An 18,741-nucleotide genomic window follows, 5' to 3' on the forward strand; every position below is an offset into this window, starting at 1 on the left:
TCGTTTATTGATCAGGATTATTCAAGGAGACAGGCATGGCGGTAGGTGCAGGAACCTTACCCGAGTTTTTCCCGGTGGCCGGGGTGAAGATTGGCATTGCCAGCGCCGGCATCAAAAAGCCCGGCCGCAAAGACGTTGTGGTGTTCGAGCTGGCACCCGGTGCCCGGGTGGCTGGTATTTTTACCACTAACCAGTTTTGCGCCGCGCCGGTAGTGCTGAGCCGGCGCCACCTGGAGCAGGGTGCTCCCCGTTACCTGCTGATCAACACCGGCAACGCCAATGCCGGTACCGGCGCCCGTGGTGTGGCCGATGCAGAACGTTGCTGCGCCGAGCTGGCCGGGCAGGCTGGTGTCCAGACGGCTGACGTTCTGCCGTTCTCGACCGGCGTCATCGGTGAGCCGCTGCCGGTGGACAAGATTGTTGCTGCGCTGCCGGAAGCCCTTTCGGGCATCCGTGAAGATCGCTGGGCGGAAGCTGCCAGTGGCATTATGACCACGGATACCCGGCCCAAGGGTGCCAGCTGCCAGGTGGACCTGGATGGCCACACGGTAACCGTCTCCGGCATCAGCAAGGGTGCCGGCATGATTCGCCCCAACATGGCGACCATGCTGGGCTTTATCGCTACCGACGCCAATATTGCACCGGACGTGCTTCAGGGCCTGGCCTCCGAGCTGGGCGAGAAGTCCTTCAACCGGATTACCATCGACAGTGACACCTCCACCAACGATGCCTGCATGCTGATGGCCACCGGCCAGTACTCCGGCCCGGAAATTACCGCAGACAGCCCGTTGCTGCCCAGGCTGAGGGAAGTCCTGCAGCAGGTCTACCTGGACCTGGCCCATGCCATTGTTCGTGACGGCGAAGGCGCCACCAAGTTTGTCACCATTGACGTAACCGGCGCCGGTAACCAGCAGGAAGCCCTGGGCGTAGCCTATACCGTGGCCCATTCGCCGCTGGTAAAGACCGCCCTGTTTGCGTCAGACCCGAACTGGGGCCGGATCCTGGCAGCCGTGGGCCGGGCCGGTGTACCGAATCTCGACCTGGAAGCGCTGGAAATCTATCTGGGCGATGTCTGCCTGGTGCGCAATGGCGGCAGGGCGGATGATTATTCCGAAGCCCGCGGCCAGGCAGTAATGGACCAGGAAGAAATTACCATCGCCATTGACCTGAAGCGGGGCGATGTCCACGAAACCGTGTGGACCTGCGACTTCTCCCACGATTATGTGACCATCAATGCCGAATACCGCACCTGAGCCCGCGGCCATGGCAGTAAAGAAACTGATCCATGTGGCGGTAGCGGTAATCGTGCGTGATGGTCGGATACTGATCGCCCGGCGGCCGGAGCACGTACATCAGGGAGGATTGCTGGAATTTCCCGGCGGCAAGGTAGAGCCGGGAGAAACCGTACAGCAGGCCCTGGTGCGTGAAATCGCCGAAGAAACCGGGCTTCGGGTGCCGGCTGAAACGCTGGAGCCGGTGATTGGTATTCGCCATGACTACGGCGACAAGCAAGTGTTCCTGGATGTCTGGCAGACCGCATCGGCGGAAGGCGAAGCCGAGGGCAGGGAAGGTCAGCCGGTGTTCTGGCTGACCCCGGAAGAGCTGCGGGATGAAGACTTTCCTGCGGCGAACCGGCCGATCATCCGGGCCCTGAGACTGCCCCGGACTTTGCACATTACCGGTTCCCTGGCTGGGCCAGGTGAGGCTGAAGGCCGGCTCGACCAGGCCCTGCAGCGGGTTACCGGTGGCCTGGTAGTGTTACGGGCGCCGGGGCTGGCTCCGGAGCAGTACCGGCAACTGGCCTCGATGGCGCTGGCGCGCTGCTCCGGCTCATCGGTCGGGGTAATGCTCCATGGCGGACCAGCCCTGCTTTCGGAATTTACGGAGGCCGACGGCCTGCATTTGCCCTGGCGTGAAGCTGAAAGGCTTTCAGGGCGTCCTGCAGCGGGTAATGCCTGGCTGGGTGTGTCTTGCCATAGCGCGGAGCAGTTGCGCCATGCGGAGCGCCTGGGAGCGGATTACGCGGTGCTGGGGCCGGTGTTGCCCACGGCCAGCCACCCGGGAGAACCAACCCTGGGCTGGGAGGGCTTTGAGCAACTGGTCGCTGCAGCCAGGCTGCCGGTCTACGCACTGGGCGGTATGCAGCCCGGCCACATAGCAAAGGCCAGGGCCCTTGGCGGCCAGGGGATTGCCGGCATCGGTTTCTGGTGGTAACCGGGCCTTGCTGAAATAACCCATTGAATTACTGAGGCTGAAACAATCGTGAGCAAGCTGACGCATCTTGATGATAAAGGCGAAGCCCGGATGGTCGATGTAACCGACAAGGCTGTTACCGAGCGCGAGGCCCGGGCCGAGGCGACCATCCGCATGCAGCCGGAAACCCTGCGTATGATCGTGGATGGCGAGCATCCGAAGGGTGACGTACTGGCCACTGCGCGAATTGCCGGCATTATGGCAGCCAAGAGGACCCACGACCTGATTCCCCTTTGCCATGCCCTGAACCTTACCTCGGTGAAGGTGGAGCTGACCCCGGGGGAAGATGGCGCCTCGGTCCATATCCTGACCCGATGCAAGCTCTCCGGCCAGACCGGTGTCGAGATGGAAGCACTGACGGCAGCCAGCATCGCGGCCCTCACCCTGTACGATATGTGCAAGGCGGTGGACAAGGGTATGGTGGTTGATAACGTCCGTTTGCTGGAGAAAAAAGGTGGTCGTTCCGGTCACTGGGTTGCCGGCACTACGCCGGCCTAGTACCACCGTGATAGAATGCCCGCCCCATTTGTCAGAACCACGAGGAATTACAGTGGCTGTTCGTTACATTGAGACCTGCCGTTTGCCCACCCCGTTCGGTGTTTTCGACATGCACGGCTTTGAAGAGCCGGATACCGGCAAGGAGCATGTAGCGCTGACGTTGGGTGATATCAGCTCAGACGAGCCACTGCTGGCCCGTACCCACTCGGAGTGTCTGACCGGTGACGCCCTGTACAGCATGCGCTGTGATTGCGGCTACCAGCTGGAAGAAGCGCTGCGCAGTATTGCCCGGGAAGGCCGTGGCATTCTGTTGTACCTGCGTCAGGAAGGCCGGGGTATCGGCCTGCTGAACAAGATCCGGGCCTACCGGTTGCAGGATGAGGGCGCAGATACGGTCGAGGCGAACGAGCGGCTGGGCTTCGGGGCAGACCTGAGGGATTACAGCATGTGCAAAGACATGCTGGAGCATCTGGGCATTACCAGCCTGAGGCTGATGACCAATAATCCGCGGAAAGTGAAGGCGCTGGAATCTTACGGCATCCGGATTGCCGAGCGGGTGCCTTTGCATGTGGGCCGTAACCCCCATAACGAGCATTACCTGAATACCAAGCAAAGCAAGCTGGGCCACTGGCTTGAGACCCACCAGGACGACGACCTGGCCTGAATAATTGATTGCTGCGGGCAACCCGGGTTGCCCGCGTATCGGTTACTTGGCGGCGGTCAGCCCCGGGTAACCCAGTTGCTCCAGGCGCCGGGCGATGGCCTCGCGAATGCCTGCGGCATTCAGTCCGCACTCTTCCAGCAGTTGCTCGTGCTTGCCGTGCTCCACGAACCGATCAGGTAGACCCAGCTGCAGCACCGGCATGGTAACCAGGCTGGCGTTCAGGAATTCGGTCACCGCACTGCCGGCACCACCGGCTACCACGTTCTCTTCCAGGGTCACCAGCAGGTCATGCTGTTCGGCCAGTTCCAGCACCAGGGCTTCGTCCAGCGGTTTCACAAAGCGCATGTCGGCCACGGTGGCATCCAGGGCTTCGGCCGCTTCCAGTGCCGGTGTCAGCAGGGTGCCGAAATTGAGAATGGCCACCCGGCTGCCGTCCCGAACCCGACGGCCCTTGCCGATGGGCAGCGCCTGCAGCTGTTGCTGGATGTCGGCGCCCGGGCCGGTGCCCCGGGGATAACGCACCGCTGCCGGGCCCTGGAATTCCAGGCCGGTGTGCAGCAGCTGGCGGGTTTCGTTTTCATCCGACGGCGTCATGATCACCATGTTCGGGATGCAGCGCAGGTAGCTGATATCGAAGGCGCCGGCGTGGGTGGGGCCGTCTTCGCCCACCAGGCCTGCCCGGTCGATGGCAAACAGCACATCCAGGTTCTGGATGGCCACATCGTGCACCAGCTGATCGTAGCCCCGCTGCAGGAAGGTGGAGTAAATGGCCACCACCGGCTTGGCGCCATCACAGGCCATACCGGCCGCCAGGGTTACGGCGTGCTGTTCGGCAATGGCCACATCGAAATAGCGCTCCGGGAAGCGTTCGGAGAAGGCCAGCAGGTCTGACCCTTCACACATGGCCGGGGTAATGCCGACAACCCGCTCGTCCTGTTCTGCCGCATCACACAGCCACTGGCCGAAGACGTTGGCGTACTTGGGTTTGGGGGAGGCGGGTTTTACCGGCTCCGGTTTGCTGGCCGGCACCGGTTCGATCTTGTTGATGGCGTGGTAGCCGATCGGATCGGCCTCGGCCGGGGCAAAGCCCTTACCCTTGGTGGTCACCACGTGCAGGAACTGCGGGCCTTCCAGCTCGCGGATATTTTCCAGCGTTTCCACCAGCAGCGGCAGGTCATGGCCATCGATGGGGCCGATGTAGTTGAAGCCCAGCTCTTCAAACAGGGTGCCAGGTGCGATCATGCCCTTGAAGTGCTCTTCGGTCTTCTTCGCCAGCGCCATCAGGTGTGGCGTGCCCTTAAGCACTTTCTTGCTGCTGTCGCGAACCTGGTTGTAGGTACGGCTGGCCAGCAGCTTGGCAAAGTAGTTGGACAGGCCACCCACGTTGCGGGAGATGGACATGTCGTTGTCGTTCAGGATTACCAGCATGTCGGCATGCAGGTGGCCTGCGTGGTTCAGGGCCTCGAAGGCCATGCCTGCGGTCATGGCGCCATCGCCGATCACGGCAATGCTCTTACGCCCGGTGTTTTGCATGCGGGCGGCAATGGCCATGCCCAGGGCGGCACTGATAGACGTGCTGGAGTGGCCCACACCGAAGGTGTCGTATTCACTTTCGGCCCGCTTCGGGAACCCGGCCAGGCCATCCTTGCGGCGGATGCTGCCCATCTGCTCGCGGCGGCCGGTCAGGATCTTGTGGGGGTAGGCCTGGTGGCCCACATCCCATACCAGCCGGTCTTCAGGCGTGTTGAAGACAAAATGCAGAGCCAGGGTCAGTTCCAGAACCCCCAGGCCGGCACCGAAATGCCCACCGGTCTGGCCCACCGACCAGAGCAGGAATGCTCGCAGCTCCCGGGCCAGTTGGGGCAGATCTTCCGGCGGAAGTTCACGCAGCTGGGCCGGAACTTCAATCCGGTCCAGTAGCGGAGTGTTGGGCCGCTGTGACGGGATTTCCCTGAAAATATATGTGTCCTGCATCAGCTCGGGTCTTTGTCGGAAAGATGAATTCTCTGGCGGGCATTATAAGGGAACAGGACAGGCTGTTTCATACTTCCCAGGCCAGTTGTTACAAAAAGGTATGTTGCGGCGATAATCCGGTCAGTGGTTCCGGCTGACCACATAGTCTGCCATGGCCCGCAACGGAGCGGCTTCTTCGCCAAACCCGTCCAGCGCCTGCTTGGATTGGAGCAGCAATGCACCGAGCCGCTCCCGGGCACCATCCAGCCCCAGCAGGGCCGGGTAGGTGGGCTTGGCCTTGGCGGCGTCGGAGCCCTGGCGCTTGCCGATGATTTCAGTGTCGCCCTCGATGTCCAGCAGGTCGTCCTGCACCTGGAATGCCAGGCCAAGGGCGCTGGCGTAATCCGACAAGGCACTCAGTTGCTGCTCGCTGACCCCCGGAGCGGTCAGGGCGCCCAGTCGCACGCTGGCTTCAATCAGCGCGCCGGTCTTGTGCCGGTGCATGGTTTCCAGCTGTTCGATGTTCAGCGCAAGGCCGACCGATTCCAGGTCAATGGCCTGGCCACCCACCATGCCCTGATGGCCACTGGCCCGGGCCAGCTCGGCAATCATGCGAACCCGCTGGGTATCGGACAGTTGCGGGGCATCAGCGAGCAGCGTGAACGCCAGGGTCTGCAGGGCATCGCCGGCCAGGATCGCGGTAGCTTCGTCGAAGGCAATATGGGCTGTAGGCCGGCCCCGGCGCAGGTCGTCGTCATCCATGGCGGGCAGGTCGTCGTGCACCAGCGAATAGGCGTGGATCAGTTCCAGTGAACAGGCCGGTGCCACGGCGGCATCTTCCGGGCTACCCACTGCCCTGGCGGCGGCCAGGCACAGCGCCGGGCGAATCCGTTTGCCGCCTCCCAGCACGCTGTAGCGCATGGCTTCCTGCAGGCGGTCTGACACCGAGGCCTGCTGGATGCCCTGGGCGAGTTCGTGGTCAATACGGGTGCGGCAGTGTTCCAGGTAGGCGAGGGCCGGGGAAGTGCTGTCGGTCATCAGTTGCTGTCATCCGCGGAAAAGGGCCGGGTTTCCAGCGAACCATCGCTGTTCTGGACGAGTTGTTCCACCCGTTGCTCGGCGGATTTCAGGGCGCTCTGGCATTCCCGGGTGAGTTTGACGCCCCGCTCGAACGCGGCCAGGGACTGCTCCAGCGACAGCTCGCCTTGCTCCAGGTCGCGAACCAGCTTTTCCAGTTCGTCCAGGGATTTTTCAAAGTCGGCAATGGATGTGCTGTTGTTGCTCTCGCCGGCCATGGGGCCCTCCGGGTCCGGTGTGTCAGAAATTGGGCGGATTATATCAGAGTCCCCGGGCTACCGCTGCCAGCTGAACTGACGTCGCTCAAGGGCGGCGCCGAACGGCCCCCAGGATTGTTCCGTTACGTGGATTTCGCCTTCCCGGGAGACCGTCACCACCGTGGTAGCCCGGGTGCCATAGTGCTCACCGGTAACGAAGGGCGCCGACAGAAACCGCTCGGTTTCGATGCCCACGCCGGTATCCGGCAGTTCGTGGTCCGGGGCCGGGCTGTTGTCCTGCAGCAGGGGAATCAGTTGCTGATGGAGTGCGCCGGCATCGCCGCCGGCCTGCTCGACACAGTGGCCCACGGCGGTGCGCAGGCGCAGCAGCTTCGGCCAGGGCGTCTGCAACAGGTGATTGCTCAGGCCGTACATGCCCCGGAATACCTGCCGGCCGGGATGGGCGTCCCGGTTACTGTAATACCAGCCGCCGGAGCCGGCCAGCGACACCAGGTTAAACCCGGCGTAGCGGCCGGGTTCGGAATTCAGCTGGTGTTGCAATTCCTCCCGTGGCCGGGCCAGTGCCAGCAGTGGAAGCTCACCCCGGCTGTGGCGACCGCTTTCGGTACTGCCTTCGCGCACGTTGGTAACCGCAGCCACCTGGCCGTCCGGAGAGATAGCCAGCCAGGTACCGCCGGATTCCAGGTCCCTGCCTGCCAGCACTTTTTGCCCGCGGGAATCCTGCCACCAATCCATGCCGGCAGTGGGGCGCCGGAAAAATTCATCCCGGTTGGCCGCCACCACCAGCGGGAAGCGGGGATTCTGGCCAACGGCGAAGGCAATCAGGCACATGGTTCAGGCGTTTCCTTTGGTTCGGGAGGCTGCAGATACAGTCAACTATGCGTATCATACCAGCCTGAAATCCTACCGGGACCCTTGAGACTCATGACCCTGTTCGGCGTATTTATTCTGTACCTGCTGCTCGGCGCCCTGGCCGGCACCATGGCGGGCCTGTTCGGCATTGGTGGCGGCCTGGTGATCGTGCCTGTGCTGATCTTCAGCTTCGGTTTTGTGGGCGTGAGCCCTGAAATCGCTGCGCATCTGGCCATCGGCACGTCCCTGGCCACCATCGTGTTCACCTCGATCAGCTCCATCCGAACCCACCACCAGCACCAGGCGGTGCGCTGGGAACTGTTCCGGCCCCTGACGGTTGGTATCGTCGGCGGTGCAGTGGTCGGGGCCTGGACGGCGTCATTGCTGAGCGGGCCGGCCCTGGAAACCATTATCGGTGCCTTCGCTATCCTGGTGGCCCTGAAAATGATCCTGGAAGTGAACCCCAAACCGGGCCGGGATGTGCCGGGAACAACCGGCCTTGGCGTAGCCGGCGGCTTTATCGGCTGGGCCTCCGCCATTTTCGGGATTGGCGGCGGCACCATATCGGTGCCTTACCTGACCTGGTGTAACGTGAAAATGCAGCAGGCAGTGGGAACCTCCGCCGCCCTTGGCCTGCCCATCGCCCTGGCCGGAGCCACTGCCAACATCTGGACCGGCTGGGGACACCCGGGTTTGCCGGAAATGAGTCTTGGCTTCATATATTTGCCGGCCCTGATCGGTATTGTGGTTACCAGCGTGTTCTTTGCCCGCATCGGCGCAAAGCTGGCGCACAAACTCGACGGCCGCCTGCTGAAGCGAATCTTCGCCATCGTCCTGATCATCGTCGGCCTCCGATTCCTGCTGAGCTGAGAGACATTCCATGCTGCAACACCCGCAATTTGACCCGGTGGCCATCGCCATCGGCCCACTGAAAATTCACTGGTATGGCCTGACCTACCTGCTCGGCTTCGCCGCCGGCTGGTGGCTGGGCCGCCTGCGCACCCGCAAGCCCTGGTCGCCCCTGCACGAAGAACAGGTGGGCGACATGCTGTTCTACCTGGCGCTAGGGGTCATCCTCGGTGGCCGCTTCGGCTACGTGGTGTTCTACAACTTCGACACCTTCCTGGCAGACCCGCTGTGGCTGCTCAGGGTCTGGGAAGGCGGCATGTCGTTCCACGGCGGATTGCTGGGCGTGATGCTGGCTATGTGGTGGTTCGGCCGCAAAACCGGGGCCGGCTTCTGGAAAATCGCCGACTTCGTGGCACCCCTGGTGCCGGTGGGGCTGGGTGCCGGGCGCATCGGCAACTTCATCAACGGCGAACTCTGGGGCAAGCCCACCGACGTGTCCTGGGGTATGGTTTTCCCCCAGGCACCGGACAGCCTGGCGCGGCACCCGTCCCAGCTCTACCAGTTCGCCCTGGAAGGCGTGGTGCTGTTCGCGTTGCTGTGGTGGTTCTCCTCAAAACCCCGCCCGAAAATGGCCGTCTCCGGCCTGTTCCTGGTGGGCTACGGCAGCTTCCGCTTCCTGACCGAATTCGTGCGCCAGCCAGACCCGCAACTGGGCTACCTGGCCTTTGACTGGCTCACCATGGGGCAGGTGCTCTCCACCCCCATGATCGCCGCCGGCGCCGCCCTGATGATCCTTGCTTACCGGAGAAACGCCCAATGAAAGCCTACCTCGACCTGATGCAAGACGTAGTCGACAACGGATTCGACAAAGGCGACCGCACCGGCGTAGGTACCCGCTCGGTATTCGGCCGGCAAATCCGCTTCAACCTGCAGGACGGCTTCCCGCTGGTCACCACCAAGAAAGTGCACCTGCGCAGCATCATCTACGAATTACTGTGGTTCCTGAAAGGCTCCACCGACAACACCTGGCTGGCGGAACGCAAAGTCAGCATCTGGAACGAATGGGCCCTCGAAAACGGCGACCTGGGCCCCATCTACGGTAAACAATGGCGCAGCTGGCAATGCCACGACGGCCGCGTCATCGACCAGATCAGCGAAGTCATCGACCAGATCCGCACCAAACCCAACTCCCGGCGCCTGATCGTCTCCGCCTGGAACCCGGCAGAATTGCCGGACGAGTCCGTTAGCCCTCAGGACAACGTGCGTGAAGGCCGCATGGCACTGGCGCCTTGCCACTGCCTGTTCCAGTTCTACGTGGCCGACGGCAAGCTGTCTTGTCAGCTTTACCAGCGCAGCGCTGACCTGTTCCTCGGTGTTCCGTTCAACATCGCCAGCTACGCGCTGCTGACCCACATGATCGCCCAGCAATGTGATCTGGAAGTGGGAGAATTCGTCCACACCTTCGGTGACTGCCACCTGTACAGCAACCACCTGACCGACGACATCGTGTTCGAACAACTGAAACGCGAGCCGAGGCCGCTGCCCAAACTGATCATTAAGCGCAAGCCGGAATCCATCTTTGATTACGAACTGGAGGATTTCGAATTCGAGGGCTATGACCCACACCCGGGTATAAAAGCGCCGATAGCTATCTGAGATCCAAAGACGGCGTACGCCAAAGTTGGAGCGCGGGGGGTTGGGGACGGCTTGCCAAAAATGTGCGGAGCCATGGATGGCGGAGCAGAAGCGCCACATGGATGTGCCGTAAGGAGCGGTTTTTGGCAAGCCGTCCCCAATCCCCCGCACTCCGAAGCAGGCGGTAACGGGCGGCAAGGCACAAGTAAGAGAGGTACAGAAACGTGAGAAAGGCACTGATAGTCGCTATGGCCAGAAATCGGGTCATCGGGAGGAACAACCAGCTCCCCTGGTATCTGCCGGGGGATTTGAAGTACTTCAAGCAGGCTACCATGGGTAAGCCCATCATCATGGGGCGGAAAACCTGGGATTCTATCGGCCGGCCACTGCCCGGACGGATGAACGTGGTGATTTCCCGGAACGCAGACTGGCAGGCACCCGCAGGCACCGTTGCTGCGTCATCACTGGAAGCGGCACTGGTCAAAGCGGAAGCGCAGGCTGAGCTGGAAGGCGGAGACGAAGTAATGATCATCGGCGGCGGTCAGATCTACGCTGAAGCCCTGCCAATGGTCGACCGGATGTACATCACCCAGGTGCACGCCGAGGTAGACGGAGATGCGTATTTTCCGGAAGTGAACTGGGACGAGTGGGAAGAAATCGGACGCGAAGACTTCTCCGCGTCAGACAACAATCCTTACGACTACAGTTTCGTAGTCTACCAGCGTAGCCGGTCAGCTTGACCGGCTAGCTGAACAGGCCTCAGCGCGGGGCGCGCTTGGGGCCCTTGGCTGCGGGCTTGCCGCCCTTGCCGGCGGGTTTGCCAGCTTTCGGGCCGCTCTTGCGGAAGCCCGGCTTGCCATCCTTACTGAACTTCTTGCCCGGGGCACCCTTACGGAAACCACCTTTGCCCGGAGGCGGGCCTTTGCGATCACGGCGGGGTGCGGCAGAAATCTCCGGCAGGGCTTCCGGCTGCTCCAGCGGCAGGGAATCCGGCTGGGAGGCTTCCAGCAGGCAGGCCAGGGCGCCGGCTACGGCCGCCATGTCCATGTCGTTACGCTCGGCAATCTCGTCCAGCAGGGCGATAGCCTTGCCAGAACGGGGATCGTTGGTGAAGCCCAGCAGCTGCTCTTCAAACTGTTCTACCCGCATTTTCTGCAGGGCAGCCGGTGACGGCAGCTGGTACGGTTCCATCGGAGAGTTGGTGGCCCGCTCCAGAGTACGCAGCCAGCTGCGCTCACGCGGAGTGACCAGCAGGATAGCCTTGCCGGTACGGCCGGCACGACCGGTACGACCAACACGGTGAATATACGCTTCAGTGTCGTAGGGCACATCGTAGTTGATGACGTGGGTAATCCGGGGCACGTCCAGGCCGCGAGCCGCTACGTCGGTGGCAATGATGATGTCTTTCTTGCCACGCTTGAGATCTTCAACGGTCTGCTCGCGCTGGCGCTGGTTCAGGTCACCGCTCAGGGGTGCCACAGCGTGGCCACGGGCTGACAGCTTTTCAGCCAGCAGGGTGGTTTCAGCCTTGGTGCGCACAAAGATAATGGAGGCGTCGAACGGCTCCACTTCCAGGATGCGGGTCAGGGCATCCAGCTTGCGCTCGGCGTACACCGGCAGAACGAACTGGGAGATGCGCTCAACCGTGCGGGTCTCGCTCTCGATTTTTACTTCAGTCGCGTTCTTCAGGTAGGTCTGCGCAACTTTCTTGATCTGCGGCGGCATGGTGGCCGAGAACAGGGCGCGCTGACAGGTATCCGGGGTTTTCGACAGAATCGCTTCTACGTCATCGATAAAGCCCATGCGCAGCATTTCGTCGGCTTCATCCAGCACCAGTGCCTTCAGGCTGCCCAGTTTCAGGGTGCCTTTGCGCAGGTGGTCGAGCATCCGGCCCGGGGTGCCCACAATAACCTGGGCGCCACGCTTGAGGCCGCGAATCTGCGGAGCAAAGTCCTGGCCGCCGTAAATGGGCAGTACATGGAAGTTGCGGAACTTGCTGGCGTAGGTCGTGAAGGCCTCTGCCACCTGGATGGCCAGCTCTCGTGTCGGAGCCAGTACCAGGATCTGGGGTTCAGCAATGTTGGCGTCGATGCGGCTCAGCAGCGGCAGGGCAAAGGCTGCGGTCTTGCCGGTACCGGTCTGGGCAACGCCCAACAGGTGGTTACCGGCCAGGAGGGCAGGGATGGATTGCGCCTGGATGGGTGACGGAGTTTCATAGCCAACAGCGGAAACGGCTTCCAGTACAGCTGGATCCAGCCCCAGTTCGGCAAAAGACAATTCTGACATGAATGTACTCGGTATTCGGAGGGTATTGCACCGCAGGGCAGTGCGTGATTTTGAAACATTATAGTCGTTTTGTCGCTGCTTTAATATGAATAATGCCGGTTTGGTGGTAGGTAGTTGCCGGGGCAAGGTTATTGCGGGCGTGTTGCGATTGGTGCAGTCTATGAGGTTTGCATACTAACCAACTGGAAAATAAGCCTATGACCTTTGATCAGCTGCTGGCCGAAGTACGCCAGGATGGCACAGTGACCCTTCCTTCTGACTGGGCTCAGGGGCGCGCCACGTTTGGCGGCCTGGTTGCGGCTCTCGCATTTGATGTGATGGCAGCAAAGGTGGCGGAAGGCCGGGCTATGAGGGCCCTGCAGGTATCTTTTGTCGGGCCGGTGGAGCCCGGCGTGCCGGCGCAGTTTGAGGCCGAACTTTTGCGCGAAGGCAAGGCCGTTTCGCAAGTACAGGGGCGGATTCTGCAGAATGGCGAACCTCGCCTGGTCTGCCTGGCCAGCTTCGGCGGAGACCGGGAATCGGCCATTCAGGTGGAGCCGCTTCCGGCGCCCGAAGCCAGGCCGGTCGACCAGTGTCAGGGGCTGCCCTACATCAAGGGTATGACTCCGGAGTTCACCCAGCACATCGAGATGCGCTGGGCGTTCGGCAATTTGCCGTTTTCCGGTAAGGGTGGCCGTGAAATGGGCGGCTGGATGCAGTTCCGGGAAACTCCGGAAGTGTTCACTGATGCCCATATTGTTGCGCTGGTAGATGCCTGGCCGCCGGCGGTACTGCCGCACCTGAAAGATCGTGTGCCGGCCAGTTCCCTGAGCTGGGCACTGGAAATTGTGCATCCCCGGCCGGTGATCGAGCCCGGTGACTGGCTGCTGTACCGGGCCACCATTGACCAGGCCGGGGCGGGCTACGGCCACACCCATGCCGGTATCTGGACTTCCAGCGGTGAGCTGGTGGCGCTGAGCCGGCAAACGGTTACTGTGTTCGGATAAGCCTGGAACGGGCGTCAGGCGGCCATCTCGGCCTTCAGTGCGTCCAGTATCACCCGGGCAAACTGGCGGGGTGAATCTTCCTGCAGGAAGTGACCGCCACTGAGGGTAATGTGGGGCTGGCCGAAAGCGCCGGGAATGCGGCGCTGCATCAGCCGGTCTCCGCCCCGGGTAATCGGGTCACTGCTGCTGAAGCAGGTAATGAACGGTTTGCGCCATTTTTCCAGTATCCGCCAGGCTTCCCGGTTGGCGGCGCTGGATGGATCCGAGGGCGAGGTGGGCACCAGTTTCGGAAAGGCCCGTGCCCCGGCTTTGTGGCGGGCGTCCGGAAAGGGGGCTTCGTAGGCGGCCAGTTCGCCGCTGGACAGGGTTCTCTCGGTACCCAGCTGGATGATCCGTGCTACGGGAAACCAGGGGCTGTGGCTGGCAAAGGCTTTCCACAGGCGAAAAACAGACGGTACCGGTGAGTCTCCGGTGGGCAGCATTCCGTTACCGACAATAATGCGGCTGAAGCGCCGGTGGTTTTCTGCAGCCAGTCGCAAGCCCAGCAGTGAGCCCCAGTTCTGGCATACCAGCGTGATATTCCACAGGTCCAGCTCTTCGGCCCACCGGGTCAGCCAGTTTACGTGGTTGTCCGAGGTGTAGTCTGCGGTGTCGACAGGTTTGTCCGATTTTCCGAAACCGACGAGGTCCGGCGCCAGTACCCGGTGCCCGGCATCGGCGACCACGGGGATCATGTGCCGGTACAGGTACGACCAGGAAGGCTCACCGTGCAGCATCACTACCGGTGCCGCATTTTTCGGGCCTTCATCCACGAAGTGCATTCGCAGGCCCGGTTCGACATCCAGATAGTTGGGGGAAAAAGGGTAATCCGGGAGGCCTGCGAAGCGGGCTTCGTCAGTTCTCAGAATACGCATGCCATCGACTGTCCTGACTGATAGGTTGCGCGATTGTCGCGGTGACAATGTTCAGCCTTCAGGATAATGCAGATGGAATGTTGCTGTGTTTGAGTTCGGTAACAGAGCGTTGCGGCTTTGAATCAGGACGCAATATCGAACAGGCGCTCGGGGTTGTCGACTTGCGCGAGGGCTTCGTCACAACAGTTGACGGCACCGCAGTCGTCGGCCGAGCACAGGCCGATGGTGTCGCAGCAGATGTCCTGGTGGTTGTCGCCCTGGTTCCGGAAAATCCGGGCCCGGGACAGGATCGAGCGGCAATGGCCGCACAGCAGCGTGGGTACTGCGCTTCTTTCTGCCAGAAAGGCATTGAAGTGTTGATGTTGAGTCATAAGAAATCCTCCTGATCTACCTACCATAGGGACGCTTTGTGACAATTCAAAGTCTGCCAGCGGGCGTTCCACAGTTCGGGTTCAGCAGTTATACGTATCAGGCGTCAGGATCGACTACCGGGCGGCGGTTGGAACGTTTGTCGTCCCAGTCCAGGTCTTTCGGGTCGTACCAGCCCAGCCGGTCGGTTACCTTGCGCCGGGTGAACTCGGAAAGCGTGGGCCAGAGTTCCTGGAAGTCTTCCAGCCCTCTTTCCCGTTGCCGTAACTGCTTGCTGGTCAGCCGGCTGATGGTGCGGGGCAGGTGCAGGGCTTCGCCGAGTTGCCCGGGCACCAATACCTCTTGCCCCATCACTTTCCGGCGATGGGTGCGGGCGGCCAGCACCTTCTGCAGTTCGGTGGCAGCCTCAAGGGCGGTTTCGATGGTAAAGCTATCGGGATCCAACAACATGGCCTGTTTATTTGCTGTTCGATAACCTGCCACTATAACGTGAATCCGGCTACAGTGGCCACGCTCTCGTGGTAGTCTGCGGGGCTGGAAAGCCGGTTCGCCGGGAACGTCATTGCTTCAGGAATGTTTGATATGTACGCAAAACTCGAGACACGGACCTTTCTGGCCATGCTGGTGGGGGTGTCGTTTGCTTTTATCTGGCTGATGAAGCCGTTTTTCGGGCCGATTTTCTGGGCCGTGGCCATTGCCCTGATTTTTCACCCGGTCCAGCAACTGCTGGTCAGGCGCCTGGGCGAGCGCCCCAACATTAATGCCCTGATCACCCTGATGATCTGCATGATTATCGTGGTGATTCCGGTGCTGTTTCTCGGGACCGCCCTGATTGCCGAGGGCGTTGGCATCTATCAGAAAATCCAGGAAGGGGAAATCCGGCCCGGGGAATACATTGACCAGGTGAACCAGTCCTTTCCGGCCATTCAGGCTTTCCTGGCCCAGTTTGACATCAACTTCGGTGAACTTCGGGATCGCGCGGTGAACGCCATTCTGGGCGGCAGCCAGTTCCTGGCCAAGCAGGCCCTCGGCATTGGCCAGAACACCTTCCAGTTTTTTCTGGGGCTGGCGCTGATGGTTTACATGGCATTTTTCCTGCTGCGGGACGGCCATAAACTGGTGGAGTTGCTGATCAAGGCGTTGCCGCTAGGGGATGAGCGTGAGCGGCTGCTGTTTGCCAAGTTTGCCGAGGTTACCCGGGCTACCGTGAAGGGCAACCTGCTGATTGCCATTATCCAGGGTGCGCTCGGGGGGCTGATCTTCTGGGCCCTGGGTATTACCGGCGCCTTGCTGTGGGGGGTGGTGATGGCGATTGTCTCGCTGCTGCCGGCCGTGGGGGCGGCGATTGTCTGGGTGCCGGCAGCGGTCTACCTGGCTGCCGTTGGCGATATCATCCCGGCCATCATCCTGACGGCGTTTGGCACCATTGTTATCGGCCTGGCCGACAACCTGCTGCGCCCGATACTGGTGGGCCGGGACACCAAGATGCCGGATTACCTGGTGCTTCTGTCCACCCTCGGTGGCATCGTGCTGTTCGGCATCAATGGCTTTGTTATGGGGCCACTGGTGGCAGCGCTGTTTATGGCGTTCTGGGGGATTTTTATCCGGGAGTTCGGCGAAGAGGCGCATGCTTCCCGGCCAGAATGTGAACCAGGTAGCAAGGATGAGGGTTAGCTTGTGCTAGGGTCGGGTTAATGCCCTCGACCGTGGAGATGGGCGCCGCATTACCCTAATAACAAGATATTCAAGCGATATCAGGAGTAAGCCGGTGTTTACCACGAAAACTGCCAGCCATCCATTGCACAAACTGGTCCTCGCTGCGGGAGCCGTTGCGCTCCTTGGCACTGCCTCTTTGTCCCACGCCAATGATGTTGTCGCACTAAAGCACGCTTTATATGGCGCCGGGTACGATATAAACAATGTGAACCCCAAACTGGATGAACATACCCGGGACGAGTTAACCCAATATCAGGAAGATCAGGGGCTGGAAGCCAGCGGTACCCTGAATGAAGAAACCAAGAAGGCGCTCGGGATGGTGGTCGTTGCAGAGGCTGCTCCCGAATCCGGGGCGCCCGCTCAGGCAGCTGCGAAGCCGGAAAGTGAGCCGCAGCCTGAAGCTGCCGAGCAAGCTGAAGAAAAGGATGACGAAGACGAAGCCTGGTCGCTCTGGTAATCCCGGCCCGGCCGCTTTGGCCAATGTCATAAAAAAGCCCGCAGGCTTGGCAGCTTGCGGGCTTTTTGTTTAAGGCCTGTTGGGATCAGTCCAGCTTGGACAGGTCCCGGACCGCGCCTTTATCTGCGCTGGTGGCCAGCAGGGCGTAGGCCTTCAGGGCCGCCGACACCTTTCGGGGACGGGAGTTTTCCGGTTTCCAGCCCTTGGCATCCCGCGCTTCGCGGCGCTTCTGCAGCTCGTCGTTGCTGACCTGCACATTGATGCTGCGGTTCGGGATGTCGATCAGGATGGTGTCGCCTTCCTCGATCAGGCCGATAGCGCCGCCGGCAGCCGCTTCCGGAGACGCATGGCCGATGGACAGGCCCGAAGTACCGCCAGAGAAGCGGCCGTCAGTCAGCAGGGCGCATTCCTTGCCCAGTCCCTTGGATTTCAGGTAACTGGTGGGGTAGAGCATTTCCTGCATGCCGGGGCCACCTTTCGGGCCTTCGTAGCGAATGATGACGACGTCGCCTGCCTTCACTTCGTCATTCAGGATACCGGCCACGGCCGTGTCCTGGCTCTCGAAGACCTTGGCCTTGCCTTCGAATACGAAGATGCTTTCGTCTACACCGGCGGTTTTTACCACGCAGCCGTCGACCGCAATGTTGCCGAACAGTACGGCCAGGCCGCCTTCGGACGAGTAGGCGTTTTCGACAGAACGGATACAGCCGTTCTCACGGTCACCGTCCAGGCTCGGCCAGCGGGTGCTCTGGCTGAATGCGGTCTGGGTGGGAATGCCGGCCGGGCCGGCCTTATAGAATTCCACCACTTCAGCGGTGGGGGAGCGCATGATGTCCCACACTTCCAGGGCTTCTTTCATGGTCTTGCTGTGTACGGTGGGCAGATCGGTGTTGATCAGGCCGCCGCGTTCCAGTTCACCCAGAATGCCCATGATGCCGCCGGCGCGGTGCACATCTTCCATGTGGTACAGGGGCGAGTTCGGGGCCACCTTGCACAGCTGCGGTACCTTGCGGGACAGCCGGTCGATATCGGCCAGGGTGAAGTCCACCTGGCCTTCCTGGGCTGCTGCCAGCAGGTGCAGGATGGTGTTGGTGGAGCCGCCCATGGCAATGTCCATGGTCATGGCATTCTGGAAGGCTTCCATGGAGGCAATGCTGCGGGGCAGCACGCTGGCATCGTTCTGCTCGTAATAGCGCTTGGCATTTTCCACAATCTGGCGGCCGGCGTTCAGGAACAGCTGCTCGCGGTCGGAATGGGTTGCCAGCAGCGAGCCGTTGCCCGGAAGGGCCAGGCCGATGGCCTCGGTCAGGCAGTTCATGGAGTTGGCGGTGAACATGCCGGAGCAGGAGCCACAGGTGGGGCACGCGCTGCGTTCGTATTCTTCCACCATCTCGTCGGTGGCGGTCGGATCAGCCGCGATCACCATGGCATCTACCAGGTCCAGCTTGTTCTCGGACAGCTTGGTTTTACCGGCTTCCATGGGACCGCCGGAAACGAAGATCGTCGGAATGTTCAGGCGCAGCGCGGCCATCAGCATGCCCGGGGTGATCTTGTCGCAGTTGGAAATGCACACCAGTGCATCGGCACAGTGGGCGTTGGCCATGTACTCTACGGAGTCGGCAATGATCTCCCGGGAGGGCAGGGAATACAGCATGCCGTCGTGGCCCATGGCGATACCGTCGTCTACGGCGATGGTGTTGAATTCCTTCGCCACACCACCGGCGGCTTCGATTTCGCGACAGACCAGCTGGCCCAGGTCTTTCAGGTGCACGTGGCCGGGCACAAACTGGGTGAACGAGTTGGCAACGGCGATAATCGGTTTGCCGAAATCGTCATTTTTCATACCGGTGGCGCGCCAGAGCGCACGGGCTCCAGCCATGTTGCGGCCGGCGGTTGAGGTGTGGGAACGATACTGGGGCATGGTGTGCTGCTCTCTCCCTTAATTTTGAACGGACTAAGCGAAACCGAGAGGATAACAGATTCCGTGCCCCTCGCATGGCTGTTTTCCGGATCG

20 protein-coding genes are annotated in these 18,741 nt (G+C 61.4%); 11 read left to right on the forward strand and 9 right to left on the reverse strand.

What is annotated here, in order from left to right:
- The first annotated feature begins 35 nt into the window (after positions 1 to 35).
- The 4 genes from argJ to ribA are packed head-to-tail and all read left to right on the forward strand — an operon-like array spanning position 36 to position 3,415.
- Entirely contained in the window at positions 36 to 1,253 is a 1,218-nt protein-coding gene (argJ, locus tag Q668_RS05895) for a bifunctional glutamate N-acetyltransferase/amino-acid acetyltransferase ArgJ (RefSeq protein WP_022988694.1), read from the forward strand.
- A 10-nt stretch (positions 1,254 to 1,263) separates the two neighbouring features.
- Positions 1,264 to 2,214 carry a Nudix family hydrolase gene (locus tag Q668_RS05900; RefSeq protein ID WP_022988695.1) on the forward strand — a complete coding sequence of 317 codons (951 nt, stop codon included), beginning with the start codon at positions 1,264 to 1,266 and terminating at the stop codon, positions 2,212 to 2,214.
- 48 nt (positions 2,215 to 2,262) lie between these two features.
- Positions 2,263 to 2,751, forward strand: a complete 489-nt coding sequence (gene moaC, locus Q668_RS05905) for a cyclic pyranopterin monophosphate synthase MoaC (RefSeq protein WP_022988696.1) — start codon at positions 2,263 to 2,265, stop codon at positions 2,749 to 2,751.
- Between the two features lie 52 nt (positions 2,752 to 2,803).
- Positions 2,804 to 3,415 carry a GTP cyclohydrolase II gene (ribA, locus tag Q668_RS05910; RefSeq protein ID WP_022988697.1) on the forward strand — a complete coding sequence of 204 codons (612 nt, stop codon included), beginning with the start codon at positions 2,804 to 2,806 and terminating at the stop codon, positions 3,413 to 3,415.
- 42 nt (positions 3,416 to 3,457) lie between these two features.
- Here ribA and dxs read toward each other — a convergent pair whose 3' ends face one another.
- The 4 genes from dxs to Q668_RS05930 all read right to left on the reverse strand — a co-directional run bounded on the left by dxs (position 3,458) and on the right by Q668_RS05930 (position 7,494).
- The gene (dxs, locus tag Q668_RS05915; protein ID WP_022988698.1) at positions 3,458 to 5,389 is read right to left on the reverse strand and encodes a 1-deoxy-D-xylulose-5-phosphate synthase; all 1,932 of its coding nucleotides are present in this window, start codon (positions 5,387 to 5,389) and stop codon (positions 3,458 to 3,460) included.
- Between the two features lie 120 nt (positions 5,390 to 5,509).
- Positions 5,510 to 6,406 carry a (2E,6E)-farnesyl diphosphate synthase gene (gene ispA, locus Q668_RS05920; RefSeq protein WP_022988699.1) on the reverse strand — a complete coding sequence of 299 codons (897 nt, stop codon included), beginning with the start codon at positions 6,404 to 6,406 and terminating at the stop codon, positions 5,510 to 5,512.
- Positions 6,406 to 6,663 carry an exodeoxyribonuclease VII small subunit gene (locus Q668_RS05925; RefSeq protein ID WP_022988700.1) on the reverse strand — a complete coding sequence of 86 codons (258 nt, stop codon included), beginning with the start codon at positions 6,661 to 6,663 and terminating at the stop codon, positions 6,406 to 6,408. Before Q668_RS05925 ends, ispA begins: the two co-directional genes overlap by 1 nt.
- Positions 6,664 to 6,720: 57 nt before the next feature.
- Positions 6,721 to 7,494: an NRDE family protein gene (locus Q668_RS05930; protein ID WP_022988701.1), complete on the reverse strand. Its 774-nt coding sequence runs from the start codon at positions 7,492 to 7,494 to the stop codon at positions 6,721 to 6,723.
- Positions 7,495 to 7,587: 93 nt separating this feature from the next.
- Between Q668_RS05930 and Q668_RS05935 the strand changes: the two genes are divergently transcribed.
- The 4 genes from Q668_RS05935 (at position 7,588) to Q668_RS05950 (ending at position 10,739) form a co-directional block, all read left to right on the forward strand.
- Positions 7,588 to 8,385, forward strand: a complete 798-nt coding sequence (locus tag Q668_RS05935) for a sulfite exporter TauE/SafE family protein (protein ID WP_022988702.1) — start codon at positions 7,588 to 7,590, stop codon at positions 8,383 to 8,385.
- A gap of 10 nt (positions 8,386 to 8,395) precedes the next feature.
- Positions 8,396 to 9,184, forward strand: a complete 789-nt coding sequence (lgt, locus tag Q668_RS05940; RefSeq protein WP_022988703.1) for a prolipoprotein diacylglyceryl transferase — start codon at positions 8,396 to 8,398, stop codon at positions 9,182 to 9,184.
- Entirely contained in the window at positions 9,181 to 10,020 is an 840-nt protein-coding gene (locus tag Q668_RS05945; RefSeq protein WP_022988704.1) for a thymidylate synthase, read from the forward strand. The genes lgt and Q668_RS05945 overlap by 4 nt, the downstream gene beginning before the upstream one ends.
- A 203-nt stretch (positions 10,021 to 10,223) precedes the next feature.
- Entirely contained in the window at positions 10,224 to 10,739 is a 516-nt protein-coding gene (locus tag Q668_RS05950) for a dihydrofolate reductase (protein WP_036219340.1), read from the forward strand.
- Between the two features lie 19 nt (positions 10,740 to 10,758).
- Here Q668_RS05950 and Q668_RS05955 read toward each other — a convergent pair whose 3' ends face one another.
- Complete coding sequence (locus tag Q668_RS05955; protein WP_022988706.1) at positions 10,759 to 12,285, reverse strand: DEAD/DEAH box helicase; 1,527 nt, start codon at positions 12,283 to 12,285, stop codon at positions 10,759 to 10,761.
- A 197-nt stretch (positions 12,286 to 12,482) separates the two neighbouring features.
- Here Q668_RS05955 and Q668_RS05960 point away from each other — a divergent pair, with 197 nt between their 5' ends.
- A complete protein-coding gene (locus Q668_RS05960; protein WP_022988707.1) occupies positions 12,483 to 13,271 on the forward strand; it encodes an acyl-CoA thioesterase in 789 nt (262 codons plus the stop codon).
- A 14-nt stretch (positions 13,272 to 13,285) separates the two neighbouring features.
- Here Q668_RS05960 and Q668_RS05965 read toward each other — a convergent pair whose 3' ends face one another.
- The 3 genes from Q668_RS05965 to Q668_RS05975 form a co-directional block, all read right to left on the reverse strand.
- Positions 13,286 to 14,185: a haloalkane dehalogenase gene (locus tag Q668_RS05965; RefSeq protein WP_022988708.1), complete on the reverse strand. Its 900-nt coding sequence runs from the start codon at positions 14,183 to 14,185 to the stop codon at positions 13,286 to 13,288.
- A 122-nt stretch (positions 14,186 to 14,307) separates the two neighbouring features.
- On the reverse strand, positions 14,308 to 14,556 hold the full coding sequence (locus Q668_RS05970; RefSeq protein WP_022988709.1) for a hypothetical protein: 249 nt from the start codon (positions 14,554 to 14,556) through the stop codon (positions 14,308 to 14,310).
- 97 nt (positions 14,557 to 14,653) lie between these two features.
- Positions 14,654 to 15,004, reverse strand: coding sequence for a hypothetical protein (locus tag Q668_RS05975; protein ID WP_022988710.1), 351 nt, complete (start codon positions 15,002 to 15,004; stop codon positions 14,654 to 14,656).
- 132 nt (positions 15,005 to 15,136) lie between these two features.
- Here Q668_RS05975 and Q668_RS05980 point away from each other — a divergent pair, with 132 nt between their 5' ends.
- Both Q668_RS05980 and Q668_RS05985 read left to right on the forward strand, forming a co-directional pair.
- The gene (locus Q668_RS05980) at positions 15,137 to 16,228 is read left to right on the forward strand and encodes an AI-2E family transporter (RefSeq protein ID WP_022988711.1); all 1,092 of its coding nucleotides are present in this window, start codon (positions 15,137 to 15,139) and stop codon (positions 16,226 to 16,228) included.
- A 94-nt stretch (positions 16,229 to 16,322) separates the two neighbouring features.
- A complete protein-coding gene (locus Q668_RS05985; RefSeq protein WP_022988712.1) occupies positions 16,323 to 16,727 on the forward strand; it encodes a peptidoglycan-binding domain-containing protein in 405 nt (134 codons plus the stop codon).
- Positions 16,728 to 16,812: 85 nt separating this feature from the next.
- Here Q668_RS05985 and ilvD read toward each other — a convergent pair whose 3' ends face one another.
- Positions 16,813 to 18,648, reverse strand: coding sequence for a dihydroxy-acid dehydratase (ilvD, locus tag Q668_RS05990; protein WP_022988713.1), 1,836 nt, complete (start codon positions 18,646 to 18,648; stop codon positions 16,813 to 16,815).
- Positions 18,649 to 18,741 lie beyond the last annotated feature (93 nt).

The sequence above is a fragment of the Marinobacter sp. ES-1 genome (assembly GCF_000475255.1).
In the GTDB taxonomy this organism is placed as follows: domain Bacteria; phylum Pseudomonadota; class Gammaproteobacteria; order Pseudomonadales; family Oleiphilaceae; genus Marinobacter; species Marinobacter vinifirmus.

Excerpts from the sequence above, each read along its gene's own strand:
- Q668_RS05965 (WP_022988708.1), bottom strand. The coding sequence starts at position 14,185 with ATGCGTATTCTGAGAACTGACGAAGCCCGCTTCGCAGGCCTCCCGGAT.
- ilvD (WP_022988713.1), bottom strand. The coding sequence starts at position 18,648 with ATGCCCCAGTATCGTTCCCACACCTCAACCGCCGGCCGCAACATGGCT.
- dxs (WP_022988698.1), bottom strand. The coding sequence starts at position 5,389 with ATGCAGGACACATATATTTTCAGGGAAATCCCGTCACAGCGGCCCAAC.
- Q668_RS05970 (WP_022988709.1), bottom strand. The coding sequence starts at position 14,556 with ATGACTCAACATCAACACTTCAATGCCTTTCTGGCAGAAAGAAGCGCA.
- Q668_RS05960 (WP_022988707.1), top strand. The coding sequence starts at position 12,483 with ATGACCTTTGATCAGCTGCTGGCCGAAGTACGCCAGGATGGCACAGTG.
- Q668_RS05975 (WP_022988710.1), bottom strand. The coding sequence starts at position 15,004 with ATGTTGTTGGATCCCGATAGCTTTACCATCGAAACCGCCCTTGAGGCT.
- lgt (WP_022988703.1), top strand. The coding sequence starts at position 8,396 with ATGCTGCAACACCCGCAATTTGACCCGGTGGCCATCGCCATCGGCCCA.
- Q668_RS05900 (WP_022988695.1), top strand. The coding sequence starts at position 1,264 with ATGGCAGTAAAGAAACTGATCCATGTGGCGGTAGCGGTAATCGTGCGT.
- Q668_RS05980 (WP_022988711.1), top strand. The coding sequence starts at position 15,137 with ATGTACGCAAAACTCGAGACACGGACCTTTCTGGCCATGCTGGTGGGG.
- Q668_RS05955 (WP_022988706.1), bottom strand. The coding sequence starts at position 12,285 with ATGTCAGAATTGTCTTTTGCCGAACTGGGGCTGGATCCAGCTGTACTG.
- argJ (WP_022988694.1), top strand. The coding sequence starts at position 36 with ATGGCGGTAGGTGCAGGAACCTTACCCGAGTTTTTCCCGGTGGCCGGG.
- Q668_RS05935 (WP_022988702.1), top strand. The coding sequence starts at position 7,588 with ATGACCCTGTTCGGCGTATTTATTCTGTACCTGCTGCTCGGCGCCCTG.
- Q668_RS05945 (WP_022988704.1), top strand. The coding sequence starts at position 9,181 with ATGAAAGCCTACCTCGACCTGATGCAAGACGTAGTCGACAACGGATTC.
- Q668_RS05925 (WP_022988700.1), bottom strand. The coding sequence starts at position 6,663 with ATGGCCGGCGAGAGCAACAACAGCACATCCATTGCCGACTTTGAAAAA.
- ispA (WP_022988699.1), bottom strand. The coding sequence starts at position 6,406 with ATGACCGACAGCACTTCCCCGGCCCTCGCCTACCTGGAACACTGCCGC.
- Q668_RS05930 (WP_022988701.1), bottom strand. The coding sequence starts at position 7,494 with ATGTGCCTGATTGCCTTCGCCGTTGGCCAGAATCCCCGCTTCCCGCTG.